The 25585-nt window shown below is 57.3% G+C and carries 29 protein-coding genes and 1 pseudogene; 12 read left to right on the plus strand and 18 right to left on the minus strand.

Features of this window, described 5'->3' with window-relative positions; translation table 11 throughout:
• Positions 1 to 425 precede the first annotated feature (425 nt).
• Positions 426 to 1163, plus strand: coding sequence for a substrate-binding periplasmic protein (locus ACQY4Z_RS03710; RefSeq protein WP_428526776.1), 738 nt, complete (start codon positions 426 to 428; stop codon positions 1161 to 1163).
• A gap of 75 nt (positions 1164 to 1238) precedes the next feature.
• A pseudogene (locus ACQY4Z_RS03715) lies at positions 1239 to 1421 on the plus strand (DUF930 domain-containing protein); the annotation flags it as partial.
• Positions 1422 to 1590: 169 nt separating this feature from the next.
• Here ACQY4Z_RS03715 and ACQY4Z_RS03720 read toward each other — a convergent pair.
• On the minus strand, positions 1591 to 1830 hold the full coding sequence (locus ACQY4Z_RS03720; RefSeq protein WP_133951211.1) for a hypothetical protein: 240 nt from the start codon (positions 1828 to 1830) through the stop codon (positions 1591 to 1593).
• 429 nt (positions 1831 to 2259) lie between these two features.
• Positions 2260 to 3018 (minus strand): substrate-binding periplasmic protein, encoded by a 759-nt coding sequence (locus ACQY4Z_RS03725; protein ID WP_428526778.1) that lies wholly within the window; start codon positions 3016 to 3018, stop codon positions 2260 to 2262.
• A 283-nt stretch (positions 3019 to 3301) separates the two neighbouring features.
• Between ACQY4Z_RS03725 and ACQY4Z_RS03730 the strand changes: the two genes are divergently transcribed.
• Positions 3302 to 3724, plus strand: coding sequence for a DUF2147 domain-containing protein (locus ACQY4Z_RS03730; RefSeq protein ID WP_428526780.1), 423 nt, complete (start codon positions 3302 to 3304; stop codon positions 3722 to 3724).
• 117 nt (positions 3725 to 3841) lie between these two features.
• Here ACQY4Z_RS03730 and ACQY4Z_RS03735 read toward each other — a convergent pair whose 3' ends face one another.
• On the minus strand, positions 3842 to 4297 hold the full coding sequence (locus ACQY4Z_RS03735; protein WP_428526782.1) for an N-acetyltransferase family protein: 456 nt from the start codon (positions 4295 to 4297) through the stop codon (positions 3842 to 3844).
• Positions 4298 to 4443: 146 nt separating this feature from the next.
• On the opposite strand from ACQY4Z_RS03735, the gene ACQY4Z_RS03740 reads away from it, so the two are divergent.
• Entirely contained in the window at positions 4444 to 4779 is a 336-nt protein-coding gene (locus tag ACQY4Z_RS03740; RefSeq protein ID WP_428526784.1) for a MazG-like family protein, read from the plus strand.
• A gap of 127 nt (positions 4780 to 4906) precedes the next feature.
• Here ACQY4Z_RS03740 and ACQY4Z_RS03745 read toward each other — a convergent pair whose 3' ends face one another.
• The 4 genes from ACQY4Z_RS03745 to ACQY4Z_RS03760 form a co-directional block, all read right to left on the minus strand.
• Positions 4907 to 5941, minus strand: coding sequence for an adenylate/guanylate cyclase domain-containing protein (locus ACQY4Z_RS03745; protein WP_428526786.1), 1035 nt, complete (start codon positions 5939 to 5941; stop codon positions 4907 to 4909).
• A gap of 156 nt (positions 5942 to 6097) precedes the next feature.
• A complete protein-coding gene (locus tag ACQY4Z_RS03750; RefSeq protein ID WP_428526788.1) occupies positions 6098 to 7240 on the minus strand; it encodes a site-specific DNA-methyltransferase in 1143 nt (380 codons plus the stop codon).
• A 140-nt stretch (positions 7241 to 7380) separates the two neighbouring features.
• Complete coding sequence (locus ACQY4Z_RS03755) at positions 7381 to 8061, minus strand: DNA-3-methyladenine glycosylase I (RefSeq protein WP_428526790.1); 681 nt, start codon at positions 8059 to 8061, stop codon at positions 7381 to 7383.
• Positions 8062 to 8088: 27 nt separating this feature from the next.
• Entirely contained in the window at positions 8089 to 8895 is an 807-nt protein-coding gene (locus tag ACQY4Z_RS03760; RefSeq protein ID WP_428526792.1) for an amino acid ABC transporter permease, read from the minus strand.
• Positions 8896 to 8935: 40 nt separating this feature from the next.
• On the opposite strand from ACQY4Z_RS03760, the gene ACQY4Z_RS03765 reads away from it, so the two are divergent.
• On the plus strand, positions 8936 to 9292 hold the full coding sequence (locus tag ACQY4Z_RS03765) for a MazG-like family protein (protein WP_428526794.1): 357 nt from the start codon (positions 8936 to 8938) through the stop codon (positions 9290 to 9292).
• A gap of 80 nt (positions 9293 to 9372) precedes the next feature.
• Here the strand turns inward: ACQY4Z_RS03765 and ACQY4Z_RS03770 are convergent, their stop codons facing one another.
• The 6 genes from ACQY4Z_RS03770 to ACQY4Z_RS03795 form a co-directional block, all read right to left on the minus strand.
• A complete protein-coding gene (locus ACQY4Z_RS03770) occupies positions 9373 to 10161 on the minus strand; it encodes a transporter substrate-binding domain-containing protein (RefSeq protein ID WP_428526796.1) in 789 nt (262 codons plus the stop codon).
• Between the two features lie 37 nt (positions 10162 to 10198).
• Positions 10199 to 10909 (minus strand): amino acid ABC transporter permease, encoded by a 711-nt coding sequence (locus ACQY4Z_RS03775; protein ID WP_428526798.1) that lies wholly within the window; start codon positions 10907 to 10909, stop codon positions 10199 to 10201.
• Positions 10906 to 11586, minus strand: coding sequence for an amino acid ABC transporter permease (locus ACQY4Z_RS03780; protein WP_409690720.1), 681 nt, complete (start codon positions 11584 to 11586; stop codon positions 10906 to 10908). Before ACQY4Z_RS03780 ends, ACQY4Z_RS03775 begins: the two co-directional genes overlap by 4 nt.
• A gap of 381 nt (positions 11587 to 11967) precedes the next feature.
• On the minus strand, positions 11968 to 13449 hold the full coding sequence (gatB, locus tag ACQY4Z_RS03785) for an Asp-tRNA(Asn)/Glu-tRNA(Gln) amidotransferase subunit GatB (protein WP_428526801.1): 1482 nt from the start codon (positions 13447 to 13449) through the stop codon (positions 11968 to 11970).
• A gap of 229 nt (positions 13450 to 13678) precedes the next feature.
• Entirely contained in the window at positions 13679 to 13975 is a 297-nt protein-coding gene (locus ACQY4Z_RS03790) for an EscU/YscU/HrcU family type III secretion system export apparatus switch protein (RefSeq protein WP_409690714.1), read from the minus strand.
• An 8-nt stretch (positions 13976 to 13983) separates the two neighbouring features.
• On the minus strand, positions 13984 to 16710 hold the full coding sequence (locus tag ACQY4Z_RS03795; RefSeq protein ID WP_428526803.1) for a flagellar hook-length control protein FliK: 2727 nt from the start codon (positions 16708 to 16710) through the stop codon (positions 13984 to 13986).
• Between the two features lie 231 nt (positions 16711 to 16941).
• Here ACQY4Z_RS03795 and ACQY4Z_RS03800 point away from each other — a divergent pair, with 231 nt between their 5' ends.
• The 3 genes from ACQY4Z_RS03800 (at position 16942) to ACQY4Z_RS03810 (ending at position 19124) form a co-directional block, all read left to right on the plus strand.
• Complete coding sequence (locus tag ACQY4Z_RS03800) at positions 16942 to 17184, plus strand: DUF6455 family protein (RefSeq protein ID WP_306147305.1); 243 nt, start codon at positions 16942 to 16944, stop codon at positions 17182 to 17184.
• A gap of 142 nt (positions 17185 to 17326) precedes the next feature.
• Positions 17327 to 18598 carry an agmatinase family protein gene (locus ACQY4Z_RS03805; protein ID WP_306146604.1) on the plus strand — a complete coding sequence of 424 codons (1272 nt, stop codon included), beginning with the start codon at positions 17327 to 17329 and terminating at the stop codon, positions 18596 to 18598.
• Positions 18588 to 19124 carry a DUF3299 domain-containing protein gene (locus ACQY4Z_RS03810; protein ID WP_428526806.1) on the plus strand — a complete coding sequence of 179 codons (537 nt, stop codon included), beginning with the start codon at positions 18588 to 18590 and terminating at the stop codon, positions 19122 to 19124. The genes ACQY4Z_RS03805 and ACQY4Z_RS03810 overlap by 11 nt, the downstream gene beginning before the upstream one ends.
• 177 nt (positions 19125 to 19301) lie before the next feature.
• Here the strand turns inward: ACQY4Z_RS03810 and ACQY4Z_RS03815 are convergent, their stop codons facing one another.
• Complete coding sequence (locus tag ACQY4Z_RS03815; protein ID WP_306146602.1) at positions 19302 to 19607, minus strand: phosphatidylglycerophosphatase; 306 nt, start codon at positions 19605 to 19607, stop codon at positions 19302 to 19304.
• A gap of 194 nt (positions 19608 to 19801) precedes the next feature.
• Between ACQY4Z_RS03815 and ACQY4Z_RS03820 the strand changes: the two genes are divergently transcribed.
• Together ACQY4Z_RS03820 and ACQY4Z_RS03825 are read left to right on the plus strand one after the other, a co-directional pair.
• A complete protein-coding gene (locus ACQY4Z_RS03820) occupies positions 19802 to 20056 on the plus strand; it encodes a hypothetical protein (protein WP_428526808.1) in 255 nt (84 codons plus the stop codon).
• A gap of 278 nt (positions 20057 to 20334) precedes the next feature.
• Complete coding sequence (locus ACQY4Z_RS03825; protein WP_209173299.1) at positions 20335 to 20592, plus strand: YjhX family toxin; 258 nt, start codon at positions 20335 to 20337, stop codon at positions 20590 to 20592.
• A gap of 125 nt (positions 20593 to 20717) precedes the next feature.
• Here ACQY4Z_RS03825 and soxR read toward each other — a convergent pair whose 3' ends face one another.
• Positions 20718 to 21185, minus strand: coding sequence for a redox-sensitive transcriptional activator SoxR (gene soxR, locus ACQY4Z_RS03830; RefSeq protein ID WP_428526811.1), 468 nt, complete (start codon positions 21183 to 21185; stop codon positions 20718 to 20720).
• Between the two features lie 97 nt (positions 21186 to 21282).
• Between soxR and ACQY4Z_RS03835 the strand changes: the two genes are divergently transcribed.
• Both ACQY4Z_RS03835 and ACQY4Z_RS03840 read left to right on the plus strand, forming a co-directional pair.
• Positions 21283 to 21672 carry a VOC family protein gene (locus tag ACQY4Z_RS03835; RefSeq protein WP_428526813.1) on the plus strand — a complete coding sequence of 130 codons (390 nt, stop codon included), beginning with the start codon at positions 21283 to 21285 and terminating at the stop codon, positions 21670 to 21672.
• Complete coding sequence (locus ACQY4Z_RS03840; RefSeq protein WP_428526815.1) at positions 21662 to 21895, plus strand: hypothetical protein; 234 nt, start codon at positions 21662 to 21664, stop codon at positions 21893 to 21895. Before ACQY4Z_RS03835 ends, ACQY4Z_RS03840 begins: the two co-directional genes overlap by 11 nt.
• 117 nt (positions 21896 to 22012) lie before the next feature.
• Here the strand turns inward: ACQY4Z_RS03840 and ACQY4Z_RS03845 are convergent, their stop codons facing one another.
• The 3 genes from ACQY4Z_RS03845 to ACQY4Z_RS03855 form a co-directional block, all read right to left on the minus strand.
• Positions 22013 to 22780, minus strand: coding sequence for an SDR family NAD(P)-dependent oxidoreductase (locus ACQY4Z_RS03845; protein WP_428526817.1), 768 nt, complete (start codon positions 22778 to 22780; stop codon positions 22013 to 22015).
• A gap of 166 nt (positions 22781 to 22946) precedes the next feature.
• The gene (locus tag ACQY4Z_RS03850; protein ID WP_428526819.1) at positions 22947 to 24302 is read right to left on the minus strand and encodes an adenylate/guanylate cyclase domain-containing protein; all 1356 of its coding nucleotides are present in this window, start codon (positions 24300 to 24302) and stop codon (positions 22947 to 22949) included.
• A 77-nt stretch (positions 24303 to 24379) separates the two neighbouring features.
• Positions 24380 to 25555 (minus strand): helix-turn-helix transcriptional regulator, encoded by a 1176-nt coding sequence (locus tag ACQY4Z_RS03855; protein ID WP_428526821.1) that lies wholly within the window; start codon positions 25553 to 25555, stop codon positions 24380 to 24382.
• Positions 25556 to 25585 lie beyond the last annotated feature (30 nt).

Below are 25585 nucleotides of genomic sequence, written 5' to 3' on the forward strand. Positions count from 1 at the left end.
AGTTTTTCCACCGAGCCTACCTTGCAGCTTTGTGCAGGAACATGCAGAGAACAGATTAGGACTTCCCGTGTGCCCCGGACAAAACCGGGACAAATCTATCTTGGATTTGTTCTCGTGCCGCTTGATCGCGCGACCTGCCCTGATTGCGCGTTTGCGGGTCACGCCTGAGTGCCTTGCATCAGCGGACGAACGAGGCGCACTTCAAATTATCGCGGTCCGGGCCTCCGTTTCGCCTGACTACGCCCGCCCTTTTCGGAAAATCGGCCCATCGGTGGCCGCACGCTGTTTCGGTTGTGCATTCGGCGAGCAGGACATGTACAGCACCAAACCATCACCAACGCTGCCGCTCCTGACAGATTTCACAGCTTGCAGGTTTTGGCGATTTGTTGCGGTATTGAGCCATGATGTCTGCGTATCGTTCCTTTATGAAGCTCCTTTTGTGGGTGGCAGCACTGCTCATGTGTCTTGCGCTCCCGGTCCGGGGGCAGGACATAAGGATCGTCACCGAGGAATTCCCGCCTTACAATTATTCGGACAACGGCCTTGCCGAGGGCCTGTCGAGCGAGGTCGTTCAGGCTGTTCTTGCCGAAACCGGACTGACCGCAGAATTCCTGTTTTTGCCCTGGGCACGGGCCTATCTGACTGCGCAGAACTCGAAAAACACTGTGATCTTTTCGATCGGACGGATCCCGGAACGGGAAGATCTGTTTGAATGGCTCGGTGTGATTGCGCCTTACAACACATCACTTTACAAACTGGCCAACCGGACGGATCTGACCGTCAACTCTTTGTCCGACGCGAAGGATTACAGCATCGGCGTTTCGGTTGAGGATGTGATTTATCAATACCTTAAGAGCCAGAACTTCAGCAATCTCGATATCGTGGGTGAAGATATCTTGAACATCCGGAAGCTGGCGCTCGGCCGGCTGGATGTGATCGCTTTCGACGAGGCTGCGTTTCAATACTACCTCGACCTGGAGGATATCGATCCGGCGCTTTTTGAGCGGATCTATCGCCTGGAGGACATCAGCGGCGGTCTCTACATGGCCATCAACAAAGACAGCGACCCTGACCTCATTCAGGCGTTGAAACGCGGCCTGGAGGCAATCAAGCACAATGGAACTTACGAGCAGATCCTCAACCGCCACCGGCTCATGAACTGAAGACGCTTGTAGCAAAGATCGAATGTTGGTGGTGGTGTTGGCCACTCACGACTTCAGCTTTGCGCGCTGGAGGCCATGGAGCAAGTTGGAGCGCATGCAGAAGGATTTAGGCCAGACCGGCTGGCGCCTTATGCCTTGAAAATTGCAATACAACGCGGCCTGGAGCTTTATGCTCCGGCGGGCGCTCTACGCAGCCAGGGAAACCGGTATGAACTCGCCTACAGGTGCCAGCTAACTCCGTCTGGCAATGCAATTACGGGATTTGAGTTTGTTCTCGGCCCTCCGGTCCCCGACACTCTTTGGGATGACCATGGACTGGCTGCAGTTCAATGGGTGCCTAAATGTGGTGACGCGGCGATAACATCTGCGCCGCGTCAGGATAGACCGTTGGATGAAGGTGCCGTTTGGCCGGCAGCCTTGCGCGCCATCAATGCATCGACAGCCATTCGCGCGCAGAGCGTTGCGCTTCTGCGATCTCGGAGGAACTCATTTCACCGGAGATTTCCTTGCGATAGCGAACGGCTTCCTGGTTGCCCTTCAAAGCCGCAATGTTGAACCACTTGTGCGCGGTCACGAGGTCTGTCGTGCCGTGACGGCCACAGGCGCTGTCCAGGCCCATCTGGAACAGAATGTCAGCTGTCATCGGCTTTTCGCCCATGATGGCCATGTCGTCGGAATGTATTTCATAGCGAGCCATAACGCTCTCCCCTTTTTGTCTACAAGACTTCCCTAGAAACGAAAGCTTATCTGAAGCTTTTCCCGCCGTTTCATGAGGGTTACTTCATCAGGAGCGCTTAAAGAGGCAGTTAAAAAACAGATTTAATGAAATCCGAACAATAATTTAAGCAAGTCTGAAATTTACCGGATGACAACCATAGCGTTACGAATTGCTGTGTGTTTTCAATAACATTATCGCAAAATTTGACAGGATCGATTCATATTGGATTCACCAAAAGATCGATTGAGCATTTTTTTCAGCCAAGAACAGGAAAAACACAAGCCGTGAAGAGAGCTGTCTTTCAGACGCAGCGGGATTGCCCCACACGCTGGAAAAGCCCCTGTTGGATCAGGTTGTGATGGTGATCAGTGGGAGGACTTAGGACGGATTGTCGTAGTACCGGCGGGCAAACGCATCGACAATGCCCTCATCCACCAGGTCTTTCACAATGGTATTGAGCTCATCCACCCGCTCGGCCCACTCAGATTGCCGGGAAACGCCGAGAAACAGATTGACCGTATTGCCCGGGCGGTACTCGGTCTTGACGATCCGGTCACCAAGCCCTTGGGTCTTGAGGTAATAGTCAACCTGGCAGTCGGTGCCGATCATCACATCGAGGCGTCCGCGCTTGGTCATATCTATGAGAATGTTTTCGGCCGCAACACCCAACTTGTCGAGCGTTGTGTCCTGATCAAACTGTTCGAAATAGGCGGAATGCAGGACGAACCCAACGGTATGCTCGCGCAAGTCCTCATAAGAGGTGATACTGACCGGGCGTGACGCGGGCGTATAAAAGGCCGTCTCACAGGCATAGTAGGGTGTGTCCGTGTAAGCGATGTATTCGGCCCGCTCTTTGCGGTAGGCCAAGCCGGTCATGACATCGACCGCCCCGGTTTGCATGGACGCCAGCCCCCGTCCCCACGGCATTCTCACCACGTCAATCTCTGTTCCAATCCGTTTCCCGACCTCGTGGATGAGATCGAGGTCCAGCCCGGTAAAACCCTCGTCGGTTAAAATGCGAAACGGTGGCCATTCGTCGGTGGCCGCCCGGATTGGGCCGGCATGCAAGGGTTTTGTGCTGGCCCCGAAGAGGGTCAGGCCTATGACGACTAGACCGACGGCATTTCGAATGTACAAGCTGCATGCCCAAATTACGGAGGACGATAGATATCCTATTACATGGTCCCCGCACCCGGTTTTCAATCCTGCTAAAATTAGCCAGTTCATGGGCGCGCCAAATACTGGAATGAGGTCCCTTCAAACCTGATGGAGCAGCCTAAGGCACCAACTATTGCGTCCTTTCCCACCGTGCCGAGCAAAAAATCGCGCATATGACGTTACGTGACGGGTATGCAACCGGGAAACACCACGATACATTCCCTTTTCGTAAACGGAAGCTATTCCGCTTTGGGAGGAACATATGTTGAAATTCAACCCCGCGGCTGCACTTGTGGCTGCCGGACTGCTCGCCGCCACGACTGCACCGTCTTCTGCCGCCGATGCCAAGGGCGACTGGGAACGCCCAAACGGGGCGTCAAAAATCCGGATCAGCTCTTGCGGTGGTGCACTGTGCGGCAAGCTCATCTGGCTGCGCGATCCCCGCAACGATACGCAAAACCCCGACGCTTCCAAACGGAGCCGCCCGCTGCTTGGCGTTCAGATTGTTCAATCCATGAAGCCGACCGGTACGGATGGTCAGTGGAAGGGCAAAGTCTATAACGCGGAAGACGGCAAGACCTATACCGGTTTCATCAAACTGACGTCTGCCAACAAACTGAAGCTGGAAGGCTGCGTCATGGGCGGACTGATCTGTAAGGGCGAGACCTGGAGCCGCGTGAAGTAAGACGCTTATCGCTTTGCCAAGCTTTAAGGTTTGGCCATAGCCCGCTTGCTCTGTCCGCTTTTGAATGTGTGGCGCATTTCCGGACCGGGCGGCGGGCATTTCATTTTGGAGCGCCGGTCATACAAGCATCTTCTTGTAACCCAAATGGCTCTGTTCATAGCCGAGACGCTTGTAGAAGTGGTGGGACCCTTCCCGCTCCTTGTTGGACGTCAGCTGTACGAGACACGCCCCAACGTCCGCCGCGAGCTGCTCGGCATGTGCCATCATGAGTTTTCCAACGCCCGAGCCCCGCTGATCCGCGCGCACATGGACGCTTTCCAATTCCACCCGCGGTCGGCCCCGAAAGGCTAGGCCTTTCAGAAAGTGGATCTGATAGGTGCCGATCACCTCTCCTGCCGCATCCAGCGCGACATAGATGTCCATTTCGGGAGCCGCCAGCATGGCCTCGAACGCCGGTCGATACTCCTCAGTATTGCCGAACTCCTTGCCCTTCCGGACGCTGGTCGCCCCGGCATTGATGATGGCAACAATGTCAGCCAGTTGGCTGTGAGTGGCTTTTTCAATTTTGATCATGGGCATCGCTGGCGGTTGGTAGAAAGACCTGTGGCGTTGGTACCGCGATTCCCATGTCCGGCAAATTGACAAGTCGCTTAAGCCTTGCGAAGGGGTGTGCGCTGCCGCTTCTGCTCTTCCATCCCCGCAAACTTGGAGCCAAACCCATGAAATTTTCCGATCTGCGCGAGGCCAATACCACCCGCCAGAAAGAGTGGCCCGGCAATGATCAGGCCGACATTGCGTTTCGCGGGCTAGAAGTTGCCGGTGAATTCGGGGAAGTCGCGGAAGCCTTGAAGAAATACTTGCGCGGAACCCGCGGCATCAAGGGCTCCACTGCAGATCTTCAGGATGTCGCCAATGAAATGGCCGACGCAGTCATTGCCCTCGATCTGCTCGCCGATCAGATGGGCATCGATCTTGGCGCTGCGGTCGCACGGAAATTCAACGCGACCTCGCAGAAGTACGGATTGGTCACGAAGCTCGACCCTAATGGTTCTTGAGATCACTGGAACGCGGCGCTCCGCAATGCATAAGGCACCCGTCGAAGTTGGGGGCGTTCTGTGTTTTTGTTGGAATGCTCCGTCAAGCAAACCAAAATTACTCACCTCATCAATCCCCTAAACACTCTTATTGCGGATGAATTTTTGGCAACTCGACGGCCCAGAGCGCCAGTTTATCTTGTTTTCCGGCGGCTTCATAAGCGGGCAAAGCCCGTATGGGCGTACTGAGAGTATCAGGAAACCGTTTCACCAGATCGTCCGATAAGACGATGCTTTCCCCCAAGTCCCGGGCTGCGCTTTCGATCCGGGCTGTGGTGTTCATGGTGTCGCCGAGCAGAGCGATTTCCTTTTTCCAATCACCGATTTCACCGGCAGCCACCTGGCCGCAATGAATTGCAACACGAATGCGCGGTTCCGTGTCGTACTTCCTTTTATAAAAGGAAGCCCGGCGATCCAGGATGCGATGCATGCCAAGTGCGCAATGGAGACTGGCACCATTTTTCAACCCCTTCTCAAGAGGCCATGTGACGATCACAGCATCGCCGACATACCGATGCACATCGCCATGGGTTTTGTAGATCGGATCGGCAAAATCCTGTGCAACGTCGCTTAAGAACGCATGAAACTGAAGTTCTCCGAGGCGTTCCGCAAGCGCGGTTGAACCGATCAGGTCCGCAAACAAAACCACCCGGTTCTCAAGCCTTGGGCGGGCATACCGGCCGGTAATGAGTGCTGAGGTTGCTTCTGGGCCCAAAAGGCGGGAGAGCTCAATGCCGCTGGAAAATGCCAAGGCGATCGCAGCCGAAATGACAAAGTTCTCAATTAAGTAGGTATCCAGATCCTGCCAAGGCAGACCGAAGAGCCAGATCGGCAGACTCATGCCGGCCAAAATGCACGCGCACCAAACGACTGTTCTGAGAAGCATGAGCTGCCAAAGCGGCATCTGTCGGGCAATTCTCAGACGGGAATTTGAAAAAACGAAAAACTCAGAAGATGAACAACTGAAACCGATCAGAATTCCAGTGAGCATACCGATACTCACATCGGTGAAGATCGTCTCTTCGCTTGCGCGGAGAAACCCGATGAACATCCCGACAATGGCAGAGGCGAGTGAGATCCAGGCAATCGCTTTCAGTGTTCTGGTCTGCCATTGTCGAAACATTGCAACGTCCCAAATAGTGTCCGCTTATGTGTATAGGCTTTTGCCGGACCAAAGAAAAACCCCGCCATCCCTTTTGGGAGGCGGGGCCAAGGGAAGATCTCGCGGGGAACGCGAAGGTCTTTTCTTCCTGCTTGTTAGCTCGTGCCGGCTGCGGCGCTAGTTGGCCTGCAGCCGGGATCTGATTTCCTTGCGAAGCTCGTCGATTGGCGATTTCTTCGAACCTTCTCCGGTATGCCAGAAAGTCCAGCCGTTGCATGCTTCCTGACCCTGCACCAGCGCGCCCACCTTGTGGATCGAGCCGGTGTGGTCACCGGACTTCAAGGAGCCGTCTGCCCTTACGATCGCCAGATGCTTGCCCTTGGAACAGGTCAACTCGGTGCCCGGCTCCAGCATGCCGTTTTCCAAAAGCGTACCGAAGGGGATGCGCTTTTGGGCCCCTTTGCCCTGCTGCATCTCCAGCGCTTTTTCATCACCCGGCTGGATTGCCGCGATGCGGGCGGTTGCCGCATCGATGTAATCCTGCTCGCGTTCCACGCCGACATAGTTGCGGCCAAGTTTGCGCGCGACAGCGCCGGTGGTGCCTGTGCCGAAGAACGGGTCGAGCACAACGTCGCCCGGTTTGGACGAGGCGGTCAGCACCCGGTAGAGCAGAGCTTCCGGCTTCTGGGTCGGATGCACCTTCTGTCCGTCCTTGCCCTTCAGCCGTTCTGCACCGGTGCACAGCGGCAGATGCCAGTCGGAGCGCATCTGCAGATCTTCGTTGAAGGTCTTCAACGCATCGTAATTGAAGGTCGGCTTTGCGTCCTTGGACTTCGTTGCCCAGATCATGGTTTCGTGGGCATTGGTGAACCGCTTGCCGCGAAAGTTCGGCATGGGGTTCGACTTCAGCCAGACGATGTCGTTCATGATCCAGAAGCCGAGATCCTGAAGGATCGCACCCACCCGGAAGATGTTGTGATAGGAGCCGATCACATAGAGCGAGCCGTCCGGCTTCATCACCCGGCGCGCGGCCAGCAGCCAGGCGCGGGTGAAGGCGTCATAGGCCTCAAAGCTCTCGAACTGATCCCAATGATCGTCGCAGGCGTCCACCTTGGACTGATCCGGCCGGTGCAGGTCGCCGCCCAACTGAAGGTTGTAGGGCGGATCCGCAAACACCAGGTCGACAGACCGGGACGGCAGCTTCTCAAGGGCAGCCACGCAGTCGCCCTTCAAGATCGTGTTCAGCCAGGAAGCATCCGCTTCCGTCGAAGATGTTGAATGGGGTGCCACAGGGGACACCCCGGTACGCAGTACTCTCATTGCGACGCAATACCTCACGCAATTTCGAGTGTCATGGTTACCGCTTTTGGTAAATCAGGCGTTAAGCTGCCAGAACAAAAATTCCCTTTGAATCAATGCTTTGTTTACAATGGTAAAACCTGAATGAGAAGTTAACGGGCTCAGCCAACCGAAAACGCCAGAATTCTGCTGATTTCATTGAGAGAACGACCGGAAGTTGATCGCCAATGGTTAAAGGCTTCCTGAATTGCAGTCAGATTTTTTTTCGACATGGACTCATTCCCAATGACATTTTCACGGATTAGAGCGTTAACCACGTCGTGGGAGAGGATGAATGTCTCCTTCCCCATGAAGCGAAGCGCATACTGACCAGAGTTGCCGCCAAGCCGGCTGCCCCGCTTCTTCAGGATGTCCATCAGGCCGATCTGATCCTCGACCGGATACCGGGCAAAGAACGTCGAAGCACTACCGTGGGCTTCTGCCAGATCCCGGAGGAATATCGCATTCGCCTGGACGGACTTGATCTTCATGGCATTGCGGACGATGGACTTGTTGTTGAGAAGCGCCTCAAAAGCCTCATCCGGCAGGAAGGCGAGGCGGGCCGTATCAAAACCTTCAAAGGCCTCTTCGAAGCCCTGCCACTTCGTCTCAATCACTTTCCAGGAAAATCCGGCCTGAAAGATCGTTTTGGTGAACATGGACAGCCAGCGGTCATCGCCGATCGTCTCCAGTTCTTTCGGTGTCTTGGGACCACTATGTTCGGCTATCAGGGCCGAAAGCTGGTCCGCGCCGCCCTTCTTCTTGATTGCCAATGCTTCGATGTCTTCAAAAGATTTCAACAAGGCCGTCTCCAAAGTGATTGATCAAGATTATTGCGTCCGTACGTCTCTTGTCCGCTCAAACTTTCGCAAGGCAAGAGAAAGCGTAATGGTCATGATCAGATAGATCAGCGCCACGACGTTATAGGTCTCCAGATAGCGGAAAGAGCCGGCGGCGTAGACCTTGCCGAGCTGCGTGATGTCAGTCACGCCGAGGACGGAGACAAGAGAACTGTCCTTGACCATGGCAACGAAGTCATTGCCGAGCGGGGGCAAAATGATCTTCAAGGCCTGCGGGAAGACGATCAGACGAAACCTCAGCCACCGGTTCAAACCGAGCGCTTTGGCAGCTTCGATCTGCCCACCATCGACCGACTGGATCCCGGCCCGGAAGACTTCAGCAATGAAGGCTGAATAAGCGATCATCAGCGCAGTGATTGCACGCCATAGCAACGGGAAGTCCCGTGTCCGTATAGCTTCAAGCCCAAGCGGTTCCAGGATCGCATTCAGGCCCATGACAATCAGCGGCGTTGCCACAAAGGCAATGTAGAGCAGCAGGACGATGACCGGGAGGCCGCGCACGATCTCAATGTAGAACCGGGCAAGCTGACGCAGAACAATCGATTGGGATAGGGAGGCGACGGCCAGGAGCAGCCCAAGGGCCGAGGCCAGTGCAAATGCGGTCAAGGTGACAAAGATCGTGATCCAGATGCCGCGCGATACCGTTGCCATGACCTTTGAGTAAATGTCGTCTGTCGCGATTTGAAACAGAAGAAATGCGGCAATCAGACAGGCCGCCAGCAGCCAGTAAGGAAAGTCCTGATTTGGTGTTGTGACCTTGGTCTTTTTTGAAAACATAAAGGTGCCTGTGATTGGCCTTGAGATGAATTGATGTCAGGTGAGACAGTTAAGTCCTTTGGAACGCCAAGGGAAAACGAATCTTGGGCTCTGCCCTTCCGGACAAGACAATCGCATATGCACATTTGCGGGCCAAACCGCCTTTCGCGGGTTGGAAGTTGCCGGTGAATTCGGGGAAGTTGCGGAAGCCCTGAAGAAATACTTGCGAGGAACCCGCGGTATCAAGGGCTCCACTGCAGATCTTCAGGATGTCGCCAACGAAATGGCCGACGCAATCATTGCCCTGGATCTGCTCGCCGACCAGATGGGTATCGATCTTGGCGCTGCGGTCACACGAAAATTCAACGCGACGTCTCAAAAGTATGGACTTGAAACACGGTTGCCGGCTGACGACTAGACGAGATTGAACGCCGAGCAGGTTACCAAAGGAAAACGCGCGCTTTGCAACGCGCGTTTTTTTGATAGCTGGCCTGAAATTTACAGCGCCGGGAGCGGCGGCAGGGGTGTTTTCAGCCATGTTTCAGACAGTTCATTCAATTTGCCGTTCAGCTTCTTGTGCAGAACAAACACATTGACCCACTGCAAGAGGTCGATGTTGCCTGTTTTCACGCCAATGAACGACGGAGAGTTCGCAATCACGAATTTAGTTTCGAGATCAAAGCCCGGATTGTCATTGGAGATTCCGAGAGCAACCATGTTGCCGGTGACGATGACATCAGCCTGACCGGAAACGTATGCTGCGATCGTGGCGGCGTTGTCACCAAAACGGATGATCTCCGCCCCTTCCGGAGCGTCCTCAGTGATCGCGAGATCTTCGAGCGTCCCGCCGGTCACCGCGATTTTCTTGCCGGCAAAATCAGAAATGGTTGTCACGCTGACATCCGGCTTTGCAAAGGCGCCCGAAAAGAAGGGAGCGTAGGCATGAGAAAACCAGATGGATTTGGCGCGTTCAGGGTTTGCGCCCAGAGTGGCAATGACCAGATCCACCCGATCGGTCTCCAGGAACGGAATGCGCTGTTTTGAGGTCACCGGAACCAGTTCCAGTTCAACGCCGAGGTCTTCTGCGATCATCTTTGCGACATCAACATCATAGCCGACATACTCACCTTCCGCGCCGAGCGAACCGAAAGGCGGAAAGTTTTCAGGAATGGCGATTTTGACTGTTCCTGCTTCCAGAATGTCCTTCAGTTCGGCAGACGCTGGTGCAATTGCCAGTGTCAGGGCTGTGATGGCTATTCCAATGGCTCCTGCAAGTTTCTTGAACATGTTTGTGTTCCCTGGTTTGAAGGTGATTTGGGAGGCTTTAGGCAGCAGCGGTTGCCCCACCTTTGGACGATGCGGACCCAAGGCGCTTTTCAAGACGCCGGGCCCACAAGGACAACGGAAAACAGAGAGAGAAGTAGATCATCGCCATCATCGGATAGATGATGAATGGTTGAGTGCCGGGCACCGGAGAGTTGGCCCAGCGCTTGCCAATGGTCATCAGATCGTGGAACCCGATGATATAGGCGAGCGACGTTCCCTTGATAATCTGGACCATGAACCCGACGGTGGGGGCGATTGCCAGACGGAAGGCTTGCGGCAGGATGATCAAAAGCATGATCTGGAAAAGCGTCAGACCGAGCGCCTTTCCTCCTTCCCGCTGGCCGTCGGGAATAGCCGTAATGGCCCCGCGCCACACCTCAGACAAATAAGCGCTGGTGTAAAGCGTCAACGCTATGCCAGCGGCAAGCCATGGATCGATCTGGATTTGAAAAAGCCGTGGGGCTCCGAGCCCCAGCAGGAACAAGAGCATCAAGAGCGGAACCGACTGGAAGAGCCACGTATAGGCCATGAAAGTCCGGTCGATTAGCTTGTAGGGCGACACCCGAGCGGCGGTCACCGCCAATCCGATGAGGCCACCACCGACAAACGCGATCAGGGAAAGATAGATCGTAAACTGGGTCGCTTCCAAAAGCTGAAACAGGACGATCCCGAAAGGTTTGCCGAAAACGGCGACAAAAGCATCCTTCATCTGACCACCTTCCATTTGAACAGGCGGCCGTAGAGAACCCCAAGCAGACTTTTGAACATCAAGGACATCAGAATGTAGATGATGGTCAGGGTGAAAAAGACCTCAAAAGATCGAAAACTGCGGCTGTCGATGAACAGCCCTGCCCAAGTCAAATCGGTCACGCCGATTTCGGAGATCACGCCGGTCGTCAAAAACAAAAAGATGAACTGACTGTTGAGCGACGGGAACATCGACGCTACCGCTTGTGGGAACAGGATTTTCACGTACCCGAGCCATTTCGGTAGCCCAAGGGCATCAGCAGCTTCCGCTTGCCCCGCCCCCAAACCTGCAAGCCCGGCCCGCAAAATTTCCGCAAAATATGCTGAGAAATTGAGCGTCAACGCGAGCAATGCATGGGCCCAGAAAGGCCACTGATATCCAAGAAGCAGCGGCAATCCAAAGGCCACAAAAAACATCTGTACGATGAGTGGCGTGTTGCGAATGAACTCCACATAGACCGCGGCAATCTGGGCGAAAAAAGCGATCTTGTAATGACGTACTGCGGCCAGGAGTGCCGCAAACAGAAAGCCCGCCATACCGCCGCCGATTGTCAACGCGGCGCTCATGGCTGCGCCTTCGCCCAAAAGCAACAGATATTCTGGATTGCGATAAATTTCGAAAAACCTGAGATCAAACATGATCCAGGTCCGGCTCGCCGTATCTTGTTGTCATCAAGCGCCCCCGTTTGGATACGGTTCGCTTTGCAATACTTGTGCCACCCGCAGGACTAAGCGTTTTTGCTACTGTTTCGGTATCGGGCTGACAAGTTCGGCCCAATTGTTGGGCAACACGTGATCACTTTGCATACAATTTAACAATTATCGTCATACGATATTCTTTCAAGTTGAATACAGCGACGGTGCAAAGGACCATCCGCCTGCGCAGATGTCCATGAGATCGCCTAGACCGACTTAAGTGCATTCCGAGGAGAATTGGCCGCCGCGGCCTGTTGTTCTGCCCAAAAACAAAAAGGCCCCGGAAATCCGGGGCTTTTTCTTCTTAATCGAAAACAGAAAACCTTATTCCAGGCCGATCTTTTGTTTCAAAAGATCATTCACCGCTTGCGGGTTGGCCTTGCCTTTTGAGGCTTTCATCACCTGGCCAACGAACCAGCCAACGAGGTTCGGCTTGTCTTTGGCCTGCTCGACCTTGTCCGGATTGGCGGCGATGATTTCGTCGACAATCGCCTCGATTGCACCGAGGTCCGTCACCTGCTTCATGCCGCGGTCTTCGACGATCTGAGCCGGGTCGCCGCCTTCGGTCCAGACGATCTCAAAGACGTCCTTGGCGATCTTGCCGGAGATAGTGCCCGCCTTGATCAGATCGATGATCCCGCCGAGTTCAGCTGCGGAAACCGGAGAGGTTTCAAGCGTTTTGCCTTCCTTGTTCAGGCGGCCGAACAGCTCGTTGATCACCCAGTTGGCAGCAAGCTTCGCATCGCGGCCGTTCGCGACTTCTTCAAAGAAGGCAGCGGAGGTTTTTTCAGCAACCAGCACGTCCGCATCATAGGCTGTCAGGCCGAAGTCCTTGACGAACCGGGCCTTCTTGTCGTCCGGAAGTTCGGGCAGGTCAGCGGCCAGTTCATCGACAAAGCTCTGCGTGAATTCCAGCGGCAGCAGATCCGGATCCGGGAAGTAGCGGTAGTCGTGCGCTTCTTCCTTGGAGCGCATGGACCGGGTCTCGCCCTTCACGCTGTCGAACAGGCGGGTTTCCTGATCGATGGTGCCGCCATCTTCCAGGATCGCCATCTGACGGCGCGCTTCGTATTCAATCGCCTGGCCGACAAAGCGGATGGAGTTGACGTTTTTGATCTCGCAGCGCGTGCCGAATTCGCCGCCCGGACGGCGGACGGAGACGTTGACGTCGGCGCGCATGGAACCCTGATCCATGTTGCCGTCACAGGTGCCGAGGTAGCGCAGGATGGTGCGCAGCTTGGTGAGATAGGCCTTGGCCTCATCGGCCGAGCGCAGATCCGGCTTGGACACGATTTCCATCAAGGCAACACCGGACCGGTTCAGGTCCACAAACGACATGGACGGATGCTGATCGTGCAAGGACTTGCCGGCATCCTGTTCCAGATGAAGGCGCTCCACGCCGATCTCGACCTGCTCGTCCGGCATATCCAGAAGGATCTTGCCCTCGCCAACGATCGGCTGCTTGAACTGGGAGATCTGGTAGCCCTGCGGTAGATCCGGATAGAAATAGTTCTTGCGGTCGAAAACGGATTTCAGGTTGATCTCCGCCTTGAGGCCGAGGCCCGTGCGGATCGCCTGGCGGACGCACTCCTCGTTGATCACCGGCAGCATGCCGGGCATCGCCGCATCGACGAGCGAAACATTGTTGTTCGGATCCTGTCCGAATTCGGTCGAGGCGCCGGAAAAGAGCTTGGCGTCGGAGGTGACCTGGGCATGGACTTCCATGCCGATCACGATTTCCCAGTCGCCGGTCGCGCCCTTGATGAATTTCTTCGGGTCGGGAGTGCGTACGTCGACAATCGTCATGGGGCGTTTAATCCTGTGTTCGTCAAAAGCGCTCGCTTGGAAGGTACGGCACGACAGCCGGAGCGCTGGTTTTTGCAGCCCTGATGCCTAGTCGGGAATTGGTTTTACTGCAAGGCTTTCCTTGCCCAAAGCTGGCGCTTTCGCACAAGGAGCGGGGAACGGTGGCAGTCGCTGCCTCTCTCCTGAGCAGATTGGCAGCAGCTTGACCATTGACGCCGCATCATCGTGATCAGGTTTCTGTCTCGCCCGGTCCCTTGGGATGTTGCGCTTGACCGGTGCGCATGATGAAGCCGATCAGAACGGCGACGGCCTGATAAAGCTCCATCGGGATTTCATGATCGACTTCAATCTGCGACAGCGCCTCGGCCATCATCGGGTTCTGCTCGATTGGCACTCCGGCCTCGCGGGCTATGTCCTCGATCCGCTGGGCCGCCGTGCCCGTTCCCTTGGCGCTGACAACCGGCGCGCCGCCATCTTCATATTCCAGAGCAACTGCGATTTTTTCAGGTTTCGTCGGCGTGGTCATGGGCGCTCTCACGATTGGCGGTTGATGAGGGCGCCATACTTGGCAGCGGTTTTTGGCGGAAGGCCGCGAATGAAACGCAGTTCCTGAAGATCCAGCCCGGCATCGGCGAAGGCCGCCTCCATCGTTTCCTGAAGACCGGACAGGAGATCAAGTGTCTCCTTGCGGTCCACCCAAAGGGAGATGTAAGTCCCGCCGCCCCGAAGGCTCACAGCCGCTTCGAGCGGACCGGTCGCTGTCAGATCCAGTGCAAAACGCAGCCGCCAGGCCGGTTCTTCATCCTCGTCTGCGCTGTTGCCCCCGCCGTCTCGGCCGATCTGCATTTGCATCACCGCCGTGTCCTGACCGAGCGCAAGCGGCAACTCCAGAACGGTGTCCATGGGCTTGGCCGCTGCGGCCGGCGGGCCGTCATCTCCTGCAAGACCGGCGTTGGTCAATTGAGTGAGACGCATGCGCGCCAACGCAGCGTCTGTTTCCTGGAGCAGCGACTGCAGATTTTGCGGCGCGGACCCGGCCCAATAACCACTTGAGGTTTGCGGGGCTTGGCCTTGGGGACCAGATGAGCGGGACGCCGGGGCTGGCTGGCGCGCTGGAAACCGAACGGCAGGTTCCGCGCCGAGGCTTTGCAGCAAGCCACGAAATGCCAAAAGAGCGGTCTTCAGATCGGGCACAGGAGACTGTTGCGCGCCAGTCGGCAACGGCAACCGTCCCTCCCCGCCCTGACCGGACAAGCGGACGGCCTGCTGCAAGGACTGTCCGGTTATCTGTTGTCCGGAGTTCAGGCGCAGTCCCAAAATCTGCTGCATGGCCTTTTGCACCGCATCCGGAACGGTGGCCTTTCCGGCCGCCTGCGCCGACATCAAGGACCCGATTTGAGCAAAAAGATTGCCGAGGCTGGCCTGTTGTTCCGCCAAAGGCTGGCGCAAGACTGCCGCTGCCTGCTGAACCGGCGTTGAAGCTGCCGGACCGCCCCCTTGAGAGGCAATTGCCGGTTGACCGGGCGTTGCCATGCCCGGTTTGGCGGAAACATAGGCCTGTGCCTGCGATTGCGCACTGGCGCTGACCGGCGGAGGGGGCCCCGCTTGGACATTGGCGTTCTGCCCCGCTGTCCCAGCTGCGGGCGTTGAAGGTGATTGAGCAGTCACAACAGTCTGATTGACTGCAGGCTGAGGCAAAGCCTGCCCGCTCGGCTGCACCGCGCCCTGTGGCCCTCCGGCGGCTGGAGGCGGAACAGCTCCGGCTCCAACGGTTGCCCCCTGCCCTGCAGCTGATACTGTTTGGGAGATCACCCCACCCGGCGGTGCTCCTTGCGGGGGTAAGGCTGACGCTTGTGTGGAAACGCCCGCCAGTACTCCGGGAGCCCCTTGCGCCGGAAGCGCTTGCCCTGATGCTGATGTTACGGATGCTGGAAAAGCCCCAGTCTGCGGGATCGCTTGACCCGTGGCAGGCTGGCCCGAAGCGGGGGGAACGCCGGGCGCACCTGTACCGGTTGGAGCTCCAGCTGGTAATCCGGCGGGCAACGGCTGCCCGGTCTGTGGTGTCACCGGTGCGGTCGGTATCGGGCCAGTGCCGGGCGATTGCAGTGGAGCACCGCCGGCGGCAGGAGCCAGGGTGCCTGCCTGTGCTGCGGCAAGCGTCGAACCTCCTGCGGGCACCTGCGTTGGCGAAGTCGCACCAGCTTGCAGCGGACCAGACGCTTGCGGGCCAGAGACTTGCTGACCTGAGACCTGCGTACCGGACACCGGCCCTCCTGGCAGTGGCGCACTGGCTCCTTGCGAAGGGATCGATCCACCGGCCCCGGAAGGCAAGGTGACCGTAGTCTGTGGGCCGGATTGCGCGCTGACTGGAGCGCCCGGCGTTCCAGGCGCCGGACCGGCGGAGGGCAACGGCGGAACGACGGTGCCCTGCCCGGTACTTATGATTGGCGCACCGGCAATCGGCCCACCGGTTCCCGCCCCTTGTGCCGGCAGAGGAGCCTGTCCGCTGCCTGAAGGGGTTGCAGGTTGCGCCGGTTGGGGCAGAACCGCACTTGCCGGCAATTGCCCGGGAACCTGCGCCTGATTTGGAACAGCGGGTTGGCCCGGTGCGGCAGGCTGGGTCAGGATTTGGCCGGGAAGTTGGGGCTGAACAGCACCGCCCGATTGGGCGGGTTGCGGCAGCACGCCGGTTGCCTGAAGAAACTGAGCCAAAACAGGTGCGGGCCGCGGCAAGGTCGGCTGCCCGGCTGGCTGCTGCGCGGGCTGCGGCTTTCCGGTGGGTGGAGGCGCTTGTTGCGGCAACTGCTGGCCAGTCTGCTGCGCCGGTTGTTGCGGCAGCTGTTGCGTTGGTTGCTGTGTTTGTTGCGGCACCTGAGGATTTGCCTGAGGCGGCGGCGCAGATGCAGCCGGTTGGGATGCCGGAGTTTGCGGATTTGCCGCTGTGGGCTGGGTCGCCACCGTCTGACCAGTGTTTTGCAGCGGCGTTGGTGTTGCAGGTTTCGCCGCACTGCCGTCGGGCGTCAGAACAACAGCGGGCTGTTGCCGGGTGCCGGAAACCGAGAGCGTGACATTGCTTCCGACAGGCAAGGGAGACGGCACGCGAACATCGATCGATTTGGCATCGGACGACAGCCGCACGACACCACCCGGAAGATTGGCCTCCACTTTGGCACGCAGTTCAGTACCGGGCTCCAGGGCCTGGGGGGCAGCTCCACCTTGCGTATTTGCTGGCAGCGGCTGTGCGCTGACCGTTTCCACCATGACACCGTCTCCAGGGTCAGTCTGAGCACACCGACTCTAACGCGCCGAGTATGGCTGCTTTCTTAAAGCTTGGCGAGAGTTGACCCTGATCAAGGCAGGGACTGCAAGATGTCTCCATCCTCGCCCGCAGAATGGATCGGATCAGGACGGGATCCCGCCAAAAACTTCACGGGCCTGCCAAGCGGCATAAGCTGCCAGGCCCAGAGGACAGAGGAGTTCCCTGTGAACTGGATGGACCGATTGAACGAACGTGCCGAATTAATGGGCCGGATGCTGGACACCATTGGCGCGATGAAAGGCTTGCCAGAGGGTGCGCAAGCCGATGTGGACATGGAAACGGCTGCCCGCCGTTGCATGAGCTGTCAGGAAACCGAAAAGTGCCGCCATTGGCTGGAGCATCACGAAGATGGAGCAAAAGCTCCCCTCAAGGACTGCCCGAACGCGGTTCTCTTTGAAAGCTGGCTGAAGATCTGAACGAAGCGCACGCTTTCAATCCAGCGACTTAACGACAGGGATTTTTCACCGGAAAGATCCGGCGGCACCTTGGACTTTTTAGCGACTGGCGCTGTTTTTTCAGCGTGTTACGCTTCGTCAGCGTTCTGGGAGGTGCTGCATCATGGGCAAAGGACTGTCTTTACTTTCAAGCCTCGTCATTCTGCCGCTACTGGGTGGGCCAGCCTTGGCTCAGGTCTATGGCCATGAATACGAGGAAAATGCGGCCCCCATTCGAGAAGGCGAACAGCCGGTCGTCCCACTGGACACACAGGATCCGAGCTTCAACGCGTGGCGGACTCCTCTTCCGAGTTATGAAGGTTTAAGGGAGGATCGCGAACCCGGATTGGTCGATCCACAGCGGTTTTTTGGCCAAGGCTACATGCAACTCCCGACGTTCCTGCATCAACCGCTGGCTTTCACCCCTGAGGATCTCGCCGCCGGTGAAGTTGACGTGGCGATCATGGGCGCGTTCACCGACATGGGCGGTGGCGCCCGCGGCGCATCTCGTGGACCGAATGCGGTTCGGAACTCGTCCATTTACCTTGGGTACGGCGCACGTCAGCCGCACATGCACGTGATGGTCGATCCACTTCAGGACATGACGGTTGTCGATTACGGAAACGCGCCAAATGACATGATGAGCACGGAGCGCACAATCCATGCGGTCCGGTCTTTTGTGCGCCAGGCGGCCGAAGTACAGCATGAGGACGGCAGCCGGGTCATTCCCTTCATCATCGGCGGCGATCATTCGCTGATGTATCCGGATGTTGCCGCGCTCACCGATGTTTACGGCAAGGGCAATGTCGGTGTTGTGCACTTCGATGCCCATTATGATGCCGGCAAATACGGCATGGGACATCTGATCAATCACGGGATGCCTGTTTACAGGTTGATTGAAGAGGGCCTTGTTGAGGGCAAGAACTTCATCCAGGTTGCGCTGCGCGGCTACTATCCGGATGAAAAAGCCTTCGAATGGATGCGCGACAACGGGTTCCGCTATCACACCATGGCCGAAATTGAACGCCGTGGGTTCGATGCCGTCATGGAAGACGTGATCAAAGAGGCGAACGATGGGCCGGAATACATCTTTGTCTCATTCGACATCGACACACTCGACCCGGCCTTCGTTCCCGGAACCGGCACACCGGAACCCGGTGGGCTGATGCCGCGCGAGGTGTTCCCGATCGTTCGGCGGTTGTGCGCAGAATCGAATGTTGTCGGCTTTGAGCTGGTCGAGCTCGCCCCCTTGATGGACCCGACCTATGTGTCCGCACTAAACGCAAACAGGGTCATCCGCGAGTGTTTGACTGGCATCGCCATGCGCAAGCAAGGCCTGACCGACCCGCATTATCTCAGCCCGCTTACGGTCACGCATGGGCAAGGTGAGAACTGATCGCCGCCTTCTAGCTGGTGCTCTTCTGCTTGGGCTTTGGTGCGGCTCTGCCCTGGCAGAGCCGTTGACAGTCACCTGGGGTGAACTGCGGGCAGACCGGCCATCGTCTTGCGCAAAACTGCTGGAAAACTACTTGTCCCAGCGGAAGTGCAGCCAGCAAGCGGCTTCCGCGCATCTTTTGTCTCGTCAATATGAGAAATGCGCGCCCGGATCGGCTGACCTTGACGGGAAAACCGTTCGCATTGCCGGATATGCGCATCCCCTGGAGTTTCAGTTCAAGGATGTGAAGGAGTTTCTGCTCATCCCGCCCCTCCGGCAGGATTGCACACATCCGCCGCCGCCCCTGCCGGACCAGGTGATTTCGGTGCATTTTCCAGACGGTATGGATGTGAATGCCGACCCTGTCTGGGTGACCGGCGTGTTGCGGCGAGAGCGGGCCAAGACACACCTGGCAACGGCAAACTATACGCTTCAAGCCACATCAGTAACACAGGCCACCATACCCGAAGTCAGCCCCACCAACTGAGGTCTGTCTCACAAGACAGCGCGGCATACTATGCCGTCCCAAGTCGAGGCCTACCGTGCAATGGCCCCGGATCAGGTCCGGGGAGGCGCCAAGTGGGCGTTGGACGCACCCTACTCCAAAAGCTCAGAGTACCAATTTCCGCCGTCCCGGCCCTGAGCCGGGACCTGCTCTCCGGACTTATCCGGCTTGCCGACGCCGGCGGTTGAGCCAATAGGCAACCGCACCTGCTGCCGCACCGCCTATGAACCGGAACGGGAACATGGCAAGGGCACCGGCATCCTGGGAGATCGGTTGCGGCAATTGCAGCAAACCCACCGCAGTCTCAAGCATCAGCGACAGGGCAGCAGCCGCAAACCCGGCGATCCACAGCTTTACCGGCTGATCGGCGCGCCAGCCAAGGTAAACCCCGATCAACAGCGCAAACGGGTTCAAAAGCCCGGATAGCGTGAACAGATCGATCCATGTGTCAGAAAGCGTCATCATGGCGCTGTCTTAGCTGCGCAGACACCAAAAAGCGAGCGCAATTGCGTCGCAGCTGGACTTTTCCGGTCGGGTGGTGGTTTGGGCCAAAGGGCCGGCAGAGCTTTACAATCGAAGAAAAGCCGTTACGTAACCTCTCACGTCTTCACGCCCGGACCACTTGAAGCCCCCGGCAGCTATTGGACCCGTCTAACTGTATGACCTTAAGCCCCGCCAAAGCACAAACAGATGAAACGATCGAGATGCTGGAGACCAGCGATCGGCGGCTTGGCATCGTGTGTTCCCATTGCAGCCGGTTTCGCTATCTGAAACTGACCAACTACGCGCTGGAAGACACACTCTCCTCGCTCACCAAATCCCTCAAGTGTTCGCGCTGCGGTTCGGACGAGGTTGAGGCGATCGCAGTTGAGCGCGATGAAAAGAGCGGCTACTGGCCGGCGGAACGCAGCTGAGCAATATGCTCGCTTGCAGGATTGCAACACACGACAGGCATCTGACCGTCAGTCTCTTTCAGTCTCTTGTTGCAGCATAGTCATCGTGATATCGACAGCGTGCAATCTTTGAGAGGTTTTATGCGCGGAACTCGCGAGTCCCGGTAAACCCGGCTCGTTTCAGGACCTTCGACTTTCACCAGAAGGCTCCCAACCAGCCGGGACAACAAAAGCACCACACCGCATGCGTTTGCTGCGGTGACAGGTTTCTTTTGCTCAAAGACTGAAAATCAACATCAATGGACATTTCCAAAGCCGAACAGCGGGTGCTGCACCTGCTGGCTCAGGGCGGCTATATCCTTGCCGAGAAGGACGAGGACGGCCGTATTCTGAAATACGAGACGATCACACGCGATGGCTGGTTCTGGGGCGGCTGCTCGCAGCAGCTTTTCCAGAAGCTGAAGTACCGGCGTCTGATCTCTTCGAAAAACAGCGGCCCCTACCGGATCACGAACCTTGGCCTCAAACGTGTCAGGTCTCAGCTCGACAACCGGTAACCGCTCCCCTCACCGCCCCGGCCTCAGCGCCGGGGCCACCCCTCTGGCCCACGGCAGGTCCCGGATCAAGTCCGGGACAGCTAGCCACGACAAACGAAGCCATGTGCAAGAAGGCATGCAAGAGCTCAGAGCTCCTCCGGCAAGTCCGGCCGGTCTCCCATGAGATAGCGCGGGCCGCGGCCATGGCGGTTGGCAGCGTCGCCTGCATTGTAAAGCTGGCATTTTTTCATCGACAGGCAACCACAGCCGATGCAACCGTCCAGCTTGTCCCGCAACGCGGTAAGCCCCTCGATCCTGGCATCAAGGTGTTTTCGAAAGTCCCGGCTAATCCGGGTCCAGTCGGCCTTGGTCGGTGCCCGGTTGTCCGGCAGCTTCTCCATTTGCTCCGCGATCTCTGAAATCGAAAACCCGAATTCCTGCGCCACCAGTACAAACGACAGCCGCCGGATATCGGCCCGCATAAACCTCCGTTGCCCGCTCTCGGTCCGGACCGGCGCGACAAGGCCCTTGGTTTCATAAAACCGGATTGCGGATACTGCCAATCCGGTCCGCTCTGCCAGCTCCCCGATGGACAGCGTATCTGTGCCTTTCACAAGCCTCTCCGAAAAATTGACTTTTTCCTCTTGACCTCAACTTAACTTGAGGAATTATCTCTGGTGTCCATCACAAGTCAACGTGAAAGGACACACCATGTCAGGCGCATTTCTGGAACACGTGAATGTCACCGTGAGTGACCCGGAAGCCACCGCAAGGCGGCTCAAGGACTGGTTCGGTTGGGAGGTTCGTTGGAAAGGCGATAGCCTCGGAGGCGGCATCACCTACCACATCGGCAATGAAACCAGTTACATCGCAGCTTACAACCCGCCTAAGGAAACAGCTGCCATGCCGGGCGAAACCTACGGCATCCGTGGCGGGCTCAATCACATCGCGGTCGTGGTCGACGATCTGGATGCCACCGAAGCCTTGATCAAGGCAGGGGGCTACAAAACCAAGAACCACGCCGATTATGAGCCTGGCCGCCGATTTTACTTCGATGATGATGATGGCATCGAGTTCGAGGTGGTCAGCTATGCGGAGTGAACTTGACCGGCACATGCTCGGACCATCGGTGCCGCGAGCGTTTTCACCGGAAACCTACTCGGCCTTGCGGGCCGATGGGTTTCTCGAAGACGGACAGATCCGCCGTGATCTCGTTCCCCACCTGGTGAACTCTCAGACCGCTTGGACCAGATTTGATGGCCGTGGCCCTGCGCCCTTTGCCAACTTTTTCGGCGCACTCTTCAAAAAGCTGCGCCGGATCTAACGTACCGGGGCTGCCTGCTGACACTCGGCCGGCGGCAACGGCCCTGCACCTCTTGAGATCGTCACAGCTCGGTCGTTCAGAGCTGTGACCTCTCGCTTTTCCTTCAGAACAGACGGCCTATCGCGGCGCCATGCGGATGGCACCATCCAGACGTATGGTCTCGCCGTTGAGCATGTCGTTTTCGCAGATCGATTTGACCAGCTGCGCATATTCCGTCGCCCGGCCCAGACGGGACGGAAACGGCACTTGTTGACCAAGCGAGTCCTGAACGTCCTGAGACAACCCGAGCAGCATCGGCGTTTCAAAGATGCCCGGCGCGATGGTCATGACCCGAATGCCCAGCTTGGACAGATCCCGGGCGACCGGCAACGTCATTCCGGCAACTCCGGCTTTGGAGGCCGCATAAGCCACCTGGCCGATCTGGCCATCAAAAGCTGCCACAGAGGCCGTGGAGACGATAACACCGCGTCCACCATCAGCAGTCACCGGGTCCAGCGAGGACATGCCGGTGGACGCCAATGCAATACACCGGAAAGAGCCGATCAGGTTGACCGAGATGACTTTTTCAAACATGTCAATCGGGTGCGGTTCGCCGCGCGATGTTGTCTTGCCAACCGGCGCGATCCCCGCGCAATTGACCAGAATGCGCTCCTGGCCATGCGCGGCGCGGGCAGCATCGAAGCCTGCTTCAACGCTCGCCTGATCGGTCACGTCGACATCGGCGAAAACACCACCGATTTCCTTCGCGACCTGTGCACCCTGCTCGCCGTTGCGGTCGAACAAGGTGACCTTCACGCCCTCGGCCGCCAACATGCGTGCAGTCGCCGCGCCAAGACCGGATGCGCCGCCGGTGACGACCGCTGCCATAGACTGATCCAGCTCCATCAAAGCCCTCCAATTCTTTAATCTATTGATTTTCAATAGATTTAATTACTTTGATTGACGAAAACGTCAATTTGGAAGGCAAAGTGTCTGAGTTTCAACGGTCCGTCAAGCGGATTTGCGCTCAAAGACCGGGGAAGCAGCGCCAAGCCGGTGGCAGAACTTCGGGTTATCTTGCCAGCACAGCAAGATCGACCGGGCCGGATACGCCGCCGACGTTGCTAGATGGACGAATGTCGACAGCATCCCCGGCATAGCCTTGCGCCCGAGCAAGGTCCAGCGACACGCAGTCGGTCAAGGCGCTGCTCTGCTGGGCCTTATTGGCGTCTTCCAGCTTGGCGGCCCGATTGACCGCATCGCCGATCACGGTGAATTCCAATCTGTTCTTCGACCCGATGACGCCAACGGTCACCGCACCTGCGGCCACCGCCGTGCCAACCCGAAGATCGGACGGCCAGCCCGCCGACTTGAACCGGTCTTGGGCCTCAGTGACCGCCGCCACAAGCGCCTGCGCTGCGCGCAAGGCGTCGGCTGCATAGGTTTCAGACGGTGAGACAGCGCCAAAGGTCGCCAGAATGCCATCACCCAGAAACTTGTCGACCTGCCCGCCTTCCCGGGTGATCACCTCGACCGCAAGGTTCTGGTACTCGGCCAGAACTGCGAGCACCGCTTCAGGCGGCAGAACTGCCGATGTGGACGTAAAGGAACGGATATCGGCATAGAGGATCGCCGCCTCACGCAAGCTTCCCTCGCCCGCTTCCAGCGCCTGATGGGCTTCCGTAATGGAGGACGCCACTTCCGGAGAAAAGAAGCGTTTGAGATCCATGGCCGCGCTGTGATCCCGGGTCGCCTCAAACAACATAGACCTTCCGCGGTAGAGCGCCGCGGACAGCAGCACCGTCACCGCCAAGATAACCATCGTCTTGTCGAGCTCGGCCCCGAGCAAAATGCTGTTCCCGGTGAGGTATTCAACATAGTTTCGGGTGACCCGCATCCCGCCCATATCGGAGAAGATCGCATAGGCCACGAGCCCGATCCAGCCGACAACAGCTACCAGACCGGTCGTCAAAACGAACCTCGGATCGAACCGCAGTGCCCGCAAGCCGATGAACAGGAACACGTACATCAAGGTTGGGGTTTTCAGATAAAAGGTCGGATGCTGGTCGTATTGGATATGGAAGGAGAAAATCAGTCCGACCAGAAGCGCCATGTCGACGCAAATCGAGATCAGCAAAAACCACTCGGGCAGCTCGAACCGGTAGGAAAGCGCCAAGCGGGTGACGGTGAACAGGAAGTAGGCGCCGAGCGCGATCGGGACAAAGTTAAAACCGGCAGACCCTTCAGCTCTCGGTGCAAGCATATAAAGCGATGCAAAAAACAGCACCAAAGCCAGCTGAACCCAGCCGATCAATCGCTCAGATGCGGCCTCGCGGGCACGGATTTCTACTTGCACCCGATCAGGCAGGCCATCAATGGGCGGCCCGCCGCGCAGGATGTATCTGATCGTTTCTCTAAGTCTTGCCATGAGCGGTTCGATTGTATCTGGCCTGAATGTTGCCGCTGACAGTCAGGATGGCAAGCAGTGACCGCTGGAATGTGAGCTTATGTGATCGGCGACAGGGGTTCAGTGTGGGCGCCGGTTGTCCGGAGCCGGTCAACCGCAATAACGAGGTCGGCCTGACGGCGGCACCCGCATTTGGATAACGCCGCCTTGATCTGATTTCGGACGGTGTGAATGCTCACTTCGCGGCTTTCCGCAATTTCCGCAGCTGTCATCCCTTCGGCCAGATAAAGCGCCGTATCTGCCTCCATCTCACTCAATCCGAGAGCGCTCTGGATCATCTTGTTGACGTCCAGGCGGCAGGTCTCCGGTTTAAGTGCGATCAGGAGAGCCGGACCTTGCTGATTGAAAACATTGCCAAAGGGCGACCAATCAAGTTTGCTGAGGTCCACACCGATGCTCCGGCAAGTCCAGCGTTGCCCCCGATCCGATTCAAATGCCAAACTTCGCACAACCGAACCACAACGAGCGGTTTGCGATCCGTTCTGTTGGGTAATGGTGTGATGCACCTCTTCACATGCAAACTGCAATTTGCCAGACAAACCAGTTTTCATAACGTCGCCCGCCTGGAGCATGCGTTCAGCTTCGGCGCTCGCATAATGAATCCGGCAATTCGGATCAATGAGAACAAGTGCGGTCTGCGATCCAAGATTGTGCTGGCTCAAAGCCCAGTTTTCAAAGGACAATCCGGCGATCATGCGGTTGACCTCCAAGGACTGGCGCATGACCGGTGCAATATTGGCGCACAAAGACAACCACGTGTCCTCATAACGATCCTGATCCTTTGCGCGCATATTGCCGCCGAACACAAACACCCGTCCTTTTTCGCGAAAGAGAAGAGTACCGCCACCGCAGTAAATATCCTCCATCGGACGCAGGAGGTCTGAATAGAACGCGGTCCGAATCATGTCGTTCGGATTGCAAAGCATGGCGGCTGGAACCACGTCACCAACGCGCATGTCCTCAAAACGGACGGCGTAAGGGTTTTGAAGGTGATAGTGCTCCTGGTAGAGCTTCAAGATATCCGGATCATAGCCGGAAGCCACGGCCAGGGGAGCCGAATTGGTGTGCGTATCATAGCCGATGATCTGGGTGCAGACTTGAGGCCCCACGGCCCGGCTCAAGGCATCTGCAACGTCTTGCCAGCGCCCCGGCTCCAACGCGGCGGCGATGACCAGATTAGACAACTCCGCGAACTGCTCTACCGTGACAGACACCTGACGCTCAACCCCTCATTCCCCAAGTGA

Origin of the sequence: Roseibium sp. (genome assembly GCF_965276855.1) — a bacterium.
Taxonomy (GTDB): domain Bacteria; phylum Pseudomonadota; class Alphaproteobacteria; order Rhizobiales; family Stappiaceae; genus Roseibium.

Bases quoted from the DNA above. Each gene is read 5' to 3' on its own strand.
- ACQY4Z_RS03835 (WP_428526813.1), top strand. From the start codon at position 21,283: ATGTCAGGCGCATTTCTGGAACACGTGAATGTCACCGTGAGTGACCCG.
- ACQY4Z_RS03820 (WP_428526808.1), top strand. From the start codon at position 19,802: ATGACCTTAAGCCCCGCCAAAGCACAAACAGATGAAACGATCGAGATG.
- ACQY4Z_RS03710 (WP_428526776.1), top strand. From the start codon at position 426: ATGAAGCTCCTTTTGTGGGTGGCAGCACTGCTCATGTGTCTTGCGCTC.
- ACQY4Z_RS03800 (WP_306147305.1), top strand. From the start codon at position 16,942: ATGGACCGATTGAACGAACGTGCCGAATTAATGGGCCGGATGCTGGAC.
- ACQY4Z_RS03795 (WP_428526803.1), bottom strand. From the start codon at position 16,710: ATGGTGGAAACGGTCAGCGCACAGCCGCTGCCAGCAAATACGCAAGGT.
- ACQY4Z_RS03845 (WP_428526817.1), bottom strand. From the start codon at position 22,780: ATGGAGCTGGATCAGTCTATGGCAGCGGTCGTCACCGGCGGCGCATCC.
- ACQY4Z_RS03750 (WP_428526788.1), bottom strand. From the start codon at position 7,240: ATGAGAGTACTGCGTACCGGGGTGTCCCCTGTGGCACCCCATTCAACA.
- ACQY4Z_RS03815 (WP_306146602.1), bottom strand. From the start codon at position 19,607: ATGATGACGCTTTCTGACACATGGATCGATCTGTTCACGCTATCCGGG.
- ACQY4Z_RS03775 (WP_428526798.1), bottom strand. From the start codon at position 10,909: ATGAAGGATGCTTTTGTCGCCGTTTTCGGCAAACCTTTCGGGATCGTC.
- ACQY4Z_RS03805 (WP_306146604.1), top strand. From the start codon at position 17,327: ATGGGCAAAGGACTGTCTTTACTTTCAAGCCTCGTCATTCTGCCGCTA.
- ACQY4Z_RS03735 (WP_428526782.1), bottom strand. From the start codon at position 4,297: ATGATCAAAATTGAAAAAGCCACTCACAGCCAACTGGCTGACATTGTT.
- gatB (WP_428526801.1), bottom strand. From the start codon at position 13,449: ATGACGATTGTCGACGTACGCACTCCCGACCCGAAGAAATTCATCAAG.
- ACQY4Z_RS03760 (WP_428526792.1), bottom strand. From the start codon at position 8,895: ATGTTTTCAAAAAAGACCAAGGTCACAACACCAAATCAGGACTTTCCT.
- ACQY4Z_RS03825 (WP_209173299.1), top strand. From the start codon at position 20,335: ATGGACATTTCCAAAGCCGAACAGCGGGTGCTGCACCTGCTGGCTCAG.
- ACQY4Z_RS03740 (WP_428526784.1), top strand. From the start codon at position 4,444: ATGAAATTTTCCGATCTGCGCGAGGCCAATACCACCCGCCAGAAAGAG.
- ACQY4Z_RS03720 (WP_133951211.1), bottom strand. From the start codon at position 1,830: ATGGCCATCATGGGCGAAAAGCCGATGACAGCTGACATTCTGTTCCAG.
- ACQY4Z_RS03745 (WP_428526786.1), bottom strand. From the start codon at position 5,941: ATGTTTCGACAATGGCAGACCAGAACACTGAAAGCGATTGCCTGGATC.
- ACQY4Z_RS03770 (WP_428526796.1), bottom strand. From the start codon at position 10,161: ATGTTCAAGAAACTTGCAGGAGCCATTGGAATAGCCATCACAGCCCTG.
- ACQY4Z_RS03840 (WP_428526815.1), top strand. From the start codon at position 21,662: ATGCGGAGTGAACTTGACCGGCACATGCTCGGACCATCGGTGCCGCGA.
- ACQY4Z_RS03780 (WP_409690720.1), bottom strand. From the start codon at position 11,586: ATGTTTGATCTCAGGTTTTTCGAAATTTATCGCAATCCAGAATATCTG.
- ACQY4Z_RS03850 (WP_428526819.1), bottom strand. From the start codon at position 24,302: ATGGCAAGACTTAGAGAAACGATCAGATACATCCTGCGCGGCGGGCCG.
- ACQY4Z_RS03730 (WP_428526780.1), top strand. From the start codon at position 3,302: ATGTTGAAATTCAACCCCGCGGCTGCACTTGTGGCTGCCGGACTGCTC.
- ACQY4Z_RS03790 (WP_409690714.1), bottom strand. From the start codon at position 13,975: ATGACCACGCCGACGAAACCTGAAAAAATCGCAGTTGCTCTGGAATAT.